The organism is Streptomyces sp. KR55 (assembly GCF_052245645.1).
Lineage (GTDB): Bacteria > Actinomycetota > Actinomycetes > Streptomycetales > Streptomycetaceae > Streptomyces > Streptomyces flavusporus.
On the sequence record NZ_JBQQCE010000385.1, the window covers coordinates 1 to 9,528 of the forward strand.

Below are 9,528 nucleotides of genomic sequence, written 5' to 3' on the forward strand. Positions count from 1 at the left end.
GGCGGTGCCGATGGCGGCGGCCAGGCCGATGCCGGAGGACGTACCGGTGATCAGAACCGTCTTCGGGGAGGTCATGAGGGTCTTCCTTGCGTGGGGAGCACAACGGGCCGACACCCGTAACCGGGGAGTTCCCCGGTTATCTGCAACGGTAAGCGGGGAACTCCCCGGTTGTCCAGCTAGACTGGTCCCCTGACGAAGGGAGGCAGCCTTGACCACCAAGCCGAGCGCGTTGCGTGCCGATGCCCGCCGCAACCGCGAGCGCATCCTCGAAGCGGCCGTGCGCGCCTTCTCCGAGAAGGGCCCGGACGTCGCGATCGACACCATCGCCAAGGCCGCGGGCGTCGGCTCGGCCACGCTCTACCGCCACTTCCCCACCCGCGAAGCGCTCATCGAGGCGGCCTACCGCAACGAGCTGGCCCGTGTCTGCGACCGCGCAGCGAAGCTGCTTGCCGACAATGCGCCGGACCGGGCGCTCCGCCTGTGGATGGACGACTTCATCGACTACCTGGCTGCCAAGCAGGGCATGGCGGACGCGCTGCGGGCCGCGGTCGCATCCGGTGCGGACCCCTTCGCCGAGACCCTCGACAAGCTCGCCACCGCGCTCGGCACCCTGCTGCACGCCGGCGCCGACGCCGGTCTCCTGCGCCCGGACATCGACCCCTTCGATGTCGGCTTCAGCCTGGCCGGCATCGGGCTGATCACCAGCGCTCCCGACCAACGCGAACGGGCCGGCCGCCTCCTCGACCTGCTCCTCGACGGCCTCCGGTACGGAGTGGACGGGCCAGCGTCCAGCTCGTGACCCGGCTCCGGCCGCGGTCCCCGCCCGCATGGCGAAGAAGGGAGCATGTCACTCCTAAGAGCTGTCCTACCTTTCAACGTGGGTCTGATCTGGTCGTTCGTAGGATCGGAGGGCCCAGGGGTTCCGGGTATGGCTGCTAAGGGTTAGCCGCTGGATGGCTTACGGGACTTGGCCGCCCGGAGCCCCGCGACGACTCGACCGCCAATTGGGAGACGCGACTCGATCGCTGCTGTAGGACGATGCCGGCGAGGTCGTCTGCGGGACCGTGTTCGACGAGTTGGCGGAGGTGACCGTGCCCGAGATCTGGGCCGGGGTGGACATCGGCAAGACGCATCACCACTGCGTGGTGATCAATGCGGAGGGCGAGCGGCTGCTGTCCCGCCGGATCCAGAACGATGAGAGTGAGCTGCTGGCTCTGATCGGCGATGTGCTCGCGATATCCGATGATGTCCTGTGGGCCGTTGACCTCAACCATGGTGGTGCCGCCCTGCTGATCGGCCTGCTTACCGCTCATGGTCAGCCCGTCGCCTACCTCACCGGCCTGGCGGTCCACCGGGCCTCGGCCACCTACCGGGGCGAGGGGAAGACCGACGCGAAGGACGCCTTCGTCATCGCCGACCAGGCCCGCGTCCGTCGGGATCTGGGACTGCTGCGGCCCGGTGACGAGATCGCCGCCGATTTGCGCACCCTGACCACCCGACGGCTGGACCTCGTCTTCGACCGCACCCGGCAGATCAACCGCCTCCGGGCCCAACTGCTCGAGATTTTCCCTGCGTTGGAGCGGTCGCTGGACCTGACCAACAAGGGTCCGGTGATGCTTCTGACGGGCTACCAGACGCCGGCTGCGATCCGCCGCACCGGAGTGAAACGGATCGAGAACTGGCTGAGGAACCGCAAGGTCAAAGGCGCCGCCGCCCTCGCTCGCACCGCCGTGGAAGCCGCTCACGCCCAGCACACTGCGCTGCCGGGCGAGCAACTGGCCGCCGCCATGGTGGCCCGCCTCGCGAAGGGGGTGATGGCCCTCGACGAGGAGATCGCCGAGCTGGATGGCCTCATCGAGGCGAGGTTTCGCGAGCATCCGCACGCCGCGGTGATCCGCAGCCTGCCCGGCATGGGGGCGAGGCTGGGCGCCGAGTTCATCGCCGCAACGGGCGGCGACCTGGACGCCTTCGGCAGTGCTGACCGGCTGGCCGGCTTCGCCGGGCTGGCCCCGCAGCCCCGTGACTCCGGTCGCGTCAGCGGCAACCTGCGCCGACCTCGCCGCTACCACCGCGGCCTGCTGCGGACCATGTACTTGTCGGCACTGGCCAGCCTCAAATCCTGCCCCGCCTCCAAGGCGTACTACCAGCGCAAGCGCCGCGAAGGGAAGGGACACAAGCAAGCTCTGCTCGCCCTCGCCCGCCGACGCGTCAACGTCCTGTGGGCCATGATCCGTGACAGAGAGTGCTATCACTCCTCACTTCCCGTTGCGGCAGCGGCTTGACATCAGCATTGGGAAGTCCCGTAATGATCGTGTGGAACGGCGTGGCGGGCGGCTGTCGATTGGCCGTGGAGTCACTCCAGGCCGGTCGCCCATGCCGTCAGCGCGGCGAAGTCGTCGACGGCAAGGCCGCATCGGGGGTCGACCCGGTGCAGTAGGGCGGGACCATCGTGGTGCTCCTTCACCCAGGTGCGATCCGCCTCTGTGATCTCGTCGTCGATCCAGGCGAACGCCCGGCCTTTCGCCCACGCGACGATCTCCGGCGTCTTCCAGAACACACCGCCGCCGGGCTCGGCCCGCGGTGAGGACCAGGCAATGAAGGGCAGCTCGGGCAGTCCCAGGACCGGCGCGACGAAAGCGTTGGCTTCTTCCTCCCACGTCGTCGCCCACACCAGGTCGAAGGGAAGCGCGTCCAATGCCGGGCCGTGATTCGGGTTGAGCCACACGCGCAGCGGTTTCACCGGCTTGTTCGGCAGCCCCCACTCAGTCAGCCGACGCCGCTCGGCGGCCTCCCAGCGAGGCGTCAGCAGCCGGTGCGTCTCGTATCCCTCAGGCCGTCGGTGCGGCTTCGCGGCATACGGATTCAGAGGTCCGTCCACATCCACCAACAGCGCTGGGCGCACCAGCTCACCCCCCTTGATCCTGCCTCGCACGGTACTGGCCGATGACGAGATCGCCCAGCGGAATTCCGGCAGGAAGCGAGCTCCAGTAAGTCGGGGCTCCGGGCAAATGAAACGATCTTGATGTGACAGCAGTGATCACAGCGTCGGAGCCGTCCTGGATAGCCCCGTTCACCGGGCTGAGCCCGCGTCAGTTCGGCAAGCTGATCACCGCGCTACGGCGCGAGGGCGCGGACCCGGTGCGTAAGGGCCGGCCGTGGAGCCTGCCCCTGGAGGACCGCGTGCTTCTGGTTGCCGTCTACTGGCGGACGAACCTGACCCTGCGCCAACTGGCGCCGCTGTTCGGGGTGTCCAAGTCGGCCGCCGACCGCATCATCGACCACCTGGGACCGGTGCTTGCGCTGCAGCCGCGCAAGCGGTTCCGCAAGGACACCGTGCTGACCGTGGACGGCACCCTGGTCCCCACCCGCGACCACACCATCGCCGAGCAGTCCAAGAACCACCGGTACTCCACCAACCACCAGGTCGTCATCGACGCCGACACCCGGCTCGTCGTGGCCATTGGTCGGCCGGTGCCGGGCAACCGCAACGACTGCAAGGCATGGGAACTGTCCGGAGCCAAGGCCGCCGTCGGGAAGACCACGGTCATCGCGGACGGCGGCTACCGGGGCACCGGCCTGGTCATCCCGCACCGCCGCGAGCGCGGCCAGACTGAACTTGCGGCCTGGAAAGAAGAACACAACGCCTCCCACCGCAAGGTCCGAGCCCGCGTCGAGCACGCCTTCGCCCGGATGAAGTGAACCTTCCCCGCACGCCCGGACTCCCGGGAGCGTGCTTCGCGCGACGCCGCTCCCCTCCTCTCCCGCTCTTCCTCTACCGAGCCCGGCGAGGCGGTTCATCAGCAGGTGGGAGGGACCGCAAAACGATGAACACACCTGAACGAAGCCGGTTCGCTCGGCCTGCTCATCCGACAGTTGGGCGGGCCGGGCAACTCCGCTGTACCGACTGCGTCTTCAGGACGGGTGCGGGTGCGGGGAAGCCCGGCACCCGACCGGTGTGCGGCCGGTATCGACGAGGGCTCGGATGGCGGCGGCGCCCACTCGTCGACGGCTGCTGTCCTTAACGGCTGAATCGTGGACCGCGGGCATGAAGTCCAGCGTCCCCAGATGCGCGCTGACCTCGCGTTCGACGGACCGCTGGTGGTCGAAGTCGAAGTCGAAGTCGAAGTCGTCCAGTTATCTGGGGTAGCGGTGAAGGAGTCTTGCAAGTCGCTGTTCAGGACGCTGCGGATGCGTCCGAAGGCAGCTGAGGTTCGCCCTCTGCCCAGGGCGCTGCTCTTGGAGGTAAGCCGCTGTCCTGTTGGAGTCGTGCATCCGTAGGATCACGTCATGACTGCCGATGCCCCGCTCACCCGAGAGTCGTTCCGGCGCCTCCAGCCGATTAGCGTGCCCAGGCCGGTGTCTCAGTTGCCCGATCGTGTCTGGACTGACGAGGACTGGGGCCGGATCCGGCGCGGGTATCGAGCCCGGGACATGGATGAGAAGTGGAACATCTTCGCCGAAGGCGATGTCGTTTTCATGCACAGAAGCTGGACCGGTCACGGCGTCTATGAGGCGTCCTTCGCCCCCGTGACTGGTGGTGGGAGAAGGATCTCCTCTGCTGTGGTGGAGACCGATGGGGAGCGCTATCGGAGCATGGGCGACGAGTACGATCGTCTGATGCTGGAGCTGATCATCAGCGCGATCGTCCTTGGTGAGCCAGCCGCCGACCTCCGGGCCGGACTCGTGGAGCTGACTGCTCGGGCTTCGGGAAAGAGCGGTCTCCCCTCGGGTGTGGTGGAGCACAGTGCTCTGGGATTGCGCTCTGGATCGTGAACTCTGCAACCAGGCGAGTGCTGTCACGGCCTCGGGCCATGTGACTGCATCACGCGTTGCAAGCGCAGGATCTCGCCGTGTGCCGCGGCCAGTCGTTGTTCGAGCCCTTGGACGCGCTCGCGGTGGGTGATGCGCTCGCGGCGGAGGGTCGGGATACCGGGGGAGCCCGGAGGCGAGAGTTTTGCGCTGCCGGGCTGGCAGGGTCGGGATCCACGAGCACCAGTCTTGCTGCCGAACCGTTCTCCGTGCACGGCTGGAGGAAGCTCGAGGCTGGCGAGAGGTGTAGCAGAAACGGCCGTTGACGTCCGGCAGCGACGGGGGTTTACGTCAACCCCGCATTGCAGGCTCGGCCTGGTCGTCGACGCCGAGGAGGAGGACGTGGTGGCCGACGGCCTCCGTGATGCCGTCTGTGACCTTCTCGACGTCGAGGCGCAGCCGGATGCGTCCGGCTCCTTCGGCGTTGCGCTGCAGGTGCTGCTCCAGCTGGTCGTCGATGCGGTCCAGGGCGGCTTCGGCCGCGGCGTAGTCGGCCAGGTGCCGGGCGAGGAGCTCATGGGTGGCGGTGCCGAGTCGTTGAACGTCTGGCGGCCCAGGGTGAGGGTCGCCACCGGGTGGGTGCTGACCTGCGGTGTGAAGTCGCCGGTGTTCGGCGCCGCGGCGGACGTGTTCGCGGTGGCGGGCTGGGTGGTGACGATGGTCTGCTCGGCCATGACCGGCCTCCCTTGTCTTGGTGGATGTGGAGGTGGTGCTGCCTCTATGTCACCGAGAGACAAGATCTGTTCCCAGAGACGGAGTTGGGCACTTGCTGGAGTGGATCTGGGAGAAACCTGGGACGGGCCTGGGACGTCAGCCCCAAAGGAGCTCGAGGACGGCACGCCGGTAGATGGCGTACACCGTGGGCAGTTCCGCGAGGTGGGCGCGCTCGTCGATGCCGTGCAGCCCCTTGTACGGCACGCCGAAGCCGGCAGTGGCCGGGATGCCCTCCCCAGCGAGCAGGTTGCCGATGTTCGACGGCCCCGCGGTCTTCGAGCGGACCCTGAGCCCTGCCTCGGCGGTGGCATTCAGCAGGGCGGCGGCGGGCTGCTCCTCTTCGGCGAGGCGGAAGGGTGGCCACGCGGCGATCGGGGTGATCTCGGTGGGCGTCGGGGCGGGCAGCTCCGCGTCGAGCTCGGCGACGGCCTTGCGGACGAGCGTCTCGACGTCGTGGCCGTCGAAGGTCGGCGTGGTGCGGATGTCGACGTTGAGGTCGCACCGGTCGGGGGTGACCGAGAAGCCCTGGCCGCCGTGGAAGGACGTGACCGACAGCTTCGGCGGCAGCGGGAATCCCGAGGCCGCGGCGGCGCCGGGCAGTTCGGCGGTGTCCAGGAGCCTGACGAGATGGGCGGCACGGGAGATCGCTCCCACCACATTCTTGCTGGAGCCGGAGTGCCCGGAGGGGGCATGCACGGCGATGGCGGCCCGCCACAGACCCCGGCCGCCGACCACGACCTCCTCCATGCCGGGGTAGCCGATCATTACCCCGGCGGGGCGGGCCGCATGCGGGTCGGCGAGGTAGGCGCGGGCGCCGCCGAAGCCGCCGGTGTGCTCGTCGACGTCCAGGAGCACGGCGAGTCCGCCATGCAGGGTCTCGGCGCGGGGCGCGAGGTCGGCGGCGATGTGGCAGAACATCGCTGCGGCGAGCTTGGAGTCCGCAGCCCCTCGGCCGAGCAGCCAGCCGTCCACCACGTCCCCGGAGGCGGGCGGGAAGGACCAGGCGGTCTCGTCACCGTAGGGGGCGGTGTCCACGCACGCGTCCAGCGTCCACCAGGAGCCCGGACGGCCTCCGGGGATCTCCACCAGCAGCCCCACCAGCTCACCGGCGCCGTCGTGCAGATGACGGTGCGGCAGGCCGCGCGCGGCGAGCCAGTCCTCCAGCACACCCAGGACAGGCCCGTAGTCGTCGATCCCGCCCCGGCTCGGCCGCCGGATCAGATCCTGGGCCAGCTCCACCACGGACGCCGCACGGGCCTCGGCCTGGCCCGCTGGTCCCGCCGCGCGAGCGAGCCGAGCATCTCTGCCGCGAACGCTTCCAAGCGAGGACGGACCTCGCACATCTCCTCAGATGTCACACCTGATGCAAGATCACACGCCACACGACAGACGGCAGTTGGGGTACCTAACGAAGCCTTACCAGTAACTCTTAATTTAGGAATTATTATTGACGCGCACCGGTAACCTCTGCAAGATCCTGGAAACAAACCGCAGGCGCGCGGGCATTGACTGGTCCGAAGACCGACCGCCACACCCTCCACGAGGGAGCGGTACCTCGGACTCACGACCAGGACGGGTCGGCACGCCTGATCGATCGGACAAAGGATCCGACGTGCAACGACATCTCACCGTCCTACTCGCCCTCCTGACCGGCTTGCTGGTCGTGCCGGCACCCGCCCACGCCGGCCCAGCGGCCGGCACTGTCGCCGTCACGGCGCCAGCACCTCAGCAGGTGCTGAGCCCGACGCCGTACATGGGCTGGAACACCTACTACGCACTGGGTGGCGATCCGACCGAGGCCGAGGTCAAGTCAATAGCCGACTTCCTGGTCAGCAGCGGCCTGCGCGACGCCGGCTACGAGTACGTCTGGATCGACGGCAACTGGGCGGCGCCGACCCCGCGCAGCGAGGCTGGCGACCTGGTGGCCAACCCCGACCAGTTTCCGAACGGGCTGAAGCCGCTGGTCGACTACATCCACGCCAAGGGCCTGAAGGCCGGCATCTACACCGACGCCGGCCCGTACATCCCGGGCAAGTGCGGACTCGGCAGCGGCGGCTACTACCAGCGCGACGCGGACCAGTTCGCCGCCTGGGAGTTCGACGCGGTCAAGGTGGACTACCTCTGCGGGATCGCCGCGGACCTCGACCCGAAGACCGTCTTCACCAAGTTCGCGCAGGCGTTGCGGAACAACGCCAGCGGGCGCCCCATGATCTTCAACCTCTGCAACCCGGTGACCTCCCCGGACTGGGGCAACTACCCGGAGGAGCAGCAGTCGACGTACTCCTGGAGCTATGCGCCGGCGATCGCGCAGTCCTGGCGGACGTACACGGACGTGGGTTTCGTCGGCGAGATCAAGTTCAAGGACATGCTGCGGAACTACGACGCGAACGCGCGGCACCCCGAGGTCGCCGGGCCGGGGCACTTCAACGACCCGGACTACCTCGGACCTGAGCTGGGGATGACCGACGAGGAGTTCCGTACCCAGATGACGCTCTGGTCGGTGGCGGCCGCGCCGCTGGTGATCGGCAGCGACGTCCGTAAGCTCAGCCAGACCTCGCTCGGCATTCTCGCGGACCCCGATGTACTCGCGATCAACCAGGACACCGCCGGCATCCAGGCCGTCCGCGTCGGCCCCGCCGGTACGACGGAGACCTGGGTGAAGCGGCTGGCCAACGGTGACCGTGCCGTGGTGCTGCTGAACCGGGGCGACAGCCCGACGACCCTGACCACGAAGGCGTCGTCGGTCGGGCTGTCCGGGGATCGGTTCACCCTGAAGAACGCCTGGACCAACCAGGTCACCGAGAGCGCCGGCACCATCAGTGCCGCCGTCCCGGCCCACGGCGCGGCCCTGTTCCGGGTCGCCCCCGCCAAGGGCAAGCCCGGTGTTCCGCACGTCGTCGCCGGCCTGCCGCAGGTGACGCAGGTCGGTGGCGACGCGGTGCCGGCCGGGGTCGCCCCGGTGGTCGCCGGCGGCGACCAGGCCCGGGTCGAGGTCACCGTCCGTAACGACGGTGCGCAGCCGGTCTTCGCGCCGCGGGTTGAGCTGACGGTGCCCGCCGGCTGGACAGCCCGTCCGCTCGGCAAAGCGCCGAAGCTACTGGAGTCCAACCACTCCGTGACCTACGCCTTCACGGTGACCCTGCCGGCCACCGCCAAGCCGGGCAGCACCGCGCTGACCGCCACCACGTCGTACGAGGTGATCGGCAAGGGACGGCTGCGGCATGAGACGGCCACGGCGGTAGTGGTCGCACCGGCGGCGCCGGACGGCGACGTCGTACTGTCGCACCACCAGTGGATCAGCGCCACCAGCGGGTGGATGAGCCCGACGGTCGACCTGAGCGTCGGTGGCTGGTCGCCGATCAGCATGCTCGGCCAGGTCCACCCGACCGGTATCGGGGTCGCCTCGCCCTCCACGATCCGCTACTACCTCGGCGACCGGTGCAGCCGGCTGACCGCGACCGTCGGCATCGACGATGCGGTGCGCAACGTCGGCCCGGAGGGCGGCACGTCGACCTTCCAGGTGATCGGTGACGGCCGGGTGCTGTTCGACAGCGATGTGCTGACCCGCGACGACATCCGCCAGGCCGACATCGACCTGACCGGCGTCCGGGTGCTCGACCTGGTGGTCGGCGACGCCGGCGACGGCGGCTACAACGACCGCGCCAACTGGTCCGGTCTGAACGCCGCTTGCTGATTCGGCTCGGCCGCACCCATGTGACACCTCACCTGGGTGCGGCCGATTCGCCAGGACTCTGAGACGCCGTGGCGCGTAACCGCGCCACGGCGTCGTGATGTCGGGCCGGCCCGGATGGGGAGCGGACGGCGTCAGGCGCGCCGCAGCACAACGACTTCGGCGTCGGCCTCGGCGGTCCACTGCACGGGCAGGCCGACGGCGGTGAGGTGGCTGCCGGAGTAGCGCTGTTCGCCGTGCCGGTGGACGCCGGCCGGGTCGACGCCGGCGAGCGGCAGCCGTACCGGGGGGACGGCAACAGGCCGGTACCGTCG

General features: G+C 68.9%; 7 protein-coding genes and 1 pseudogene. 5 read left to right on the forward strand and 3 right to left on the reverse strand.

The window, feature by feature from the left end; all coding sequences use genetic code 11:
• Nucleotides 1–208 precede the first annotated feature (208 nt).
• Both ACTWQJ_RS38570 and ACTWQJ_RS38575 read left to right on the forward strand, forming a co-directional pair.
• Nucleotides 209–799 carry a TetR/AcrR family transcriptional regulator gene (locus tag ACTWQJ_RS38570; RefSeq protein ID WP_443311097.1) on the forward strand — a complete coding sequence of 197 codons (591 nt, stop codon included), beginning with the start codon at nt 209–211 and terminating at the stop codon, nt 797–799.
• Between the two features lie 292 nt (nt 800–1,091).
• Complete coding sequence (locus ACTWQJ_RS38575; protein WP_443311102.1) at nt 1,092–2,282, forward strand: IS110 family transposase; 1,191 nt, start codon at nt 1,092–1,094, stop codon at nt 2,280–2,282.
• A gap of 71 nt (nt 2,283–2,353) precedes the next feature.
• On the opposite strand, the gene ACTWQJ_RS38580 is transcribed toward ACTWQJ_RS38575, so the two are convergent.
• On the reverse strand, nt 2,354–2,905 hold the full coding sequence (locus ACTWQJ_RS38580; protein ID WP_443311103.1) for a hypothetical protein: 552 nt from the start codon (nt 2,903–2,905) through the stop codon (nt 2,354–2,356).
• A 119-nt stretch (nt 2,906–3,024) separates the two neighbouring features.
• On the opposite strand from ACTWQJ_RS38580, the pseudogene ACTWQJ_RS38585 reads away from it, so the two are divergent.
• Together ACTWQJ_RS38585 and ACTWQJ_RS38590 are read left to right on the forward strand one after the other, a co-directional pair.
• A pseudogene (locus tag ACTWQJ_RS38585) lies at nt 3,025–3,696 on the forward strand (transposase family protein); the annotation flags it as partial.
• Between the two features lie 591 nt (nt 3,697–4,287).
• Nucleotides 4,288–4,773 carry a hypothetical protein gene (locus ACTWQJ_RS38590; protein ID WP_443311098.1) on the forward strand — a complete coding sequence of 162 codons (486 nt, stop codon included), beginning with the start codon at nt 4,288–4,290 and terminating at the stop codon, nt 4,771–4,773.
• 846 nt (nt 4,774–5,619) lie between these two features.
• On the opposite strand, the gene ACTWQJ_RS38595 is transcribed toward ACTWQJ_RS38590, so the two are convergent.
• Nucleotides 5,620–6,765: a M20 family metallopeptidase gene (locus tag ACTWQJ_RS38595; protein WP_443311099.1), complete on the reverse strand. Its 1,146-nt coding sequence runs from the start codon at nt 6,763–6,765 to the stop codon at nt 5,620–5,622.
• Nucleotides 6,766–7,135: 370 nt separating this feature from the next.
• Between ACTWQJ_RS38595 and ACTWQJ_RS38600 the strand changes: the two genes are divergently transcribed.
• On the forward strand, nt 7,136–9,217 hold the full coding sequence (locus ACTWQJ_RS38600; RefSeq protein WP_443311100.1) for an NPCBM/NEW2 domain-containing protein: 2,082 nt from the start codon (nt 7,136–7,138) through the stop codon (nt 9,215–9,217).
• Nucleotides 9,218–9,348: 131 nt separating this feature from the next.
• Here the strand turns inward: ACTWQJ_RS38600 and ACTWQJ_RS38605 are convergent.
• A partial coding sequence (locus tag ACTWQJ_RS38605; protein WP_443311101.1) for a hypothetical protein occupies nt 9,349–9,528 on the reverse strand: 180 nt, incomplete at its 5' end.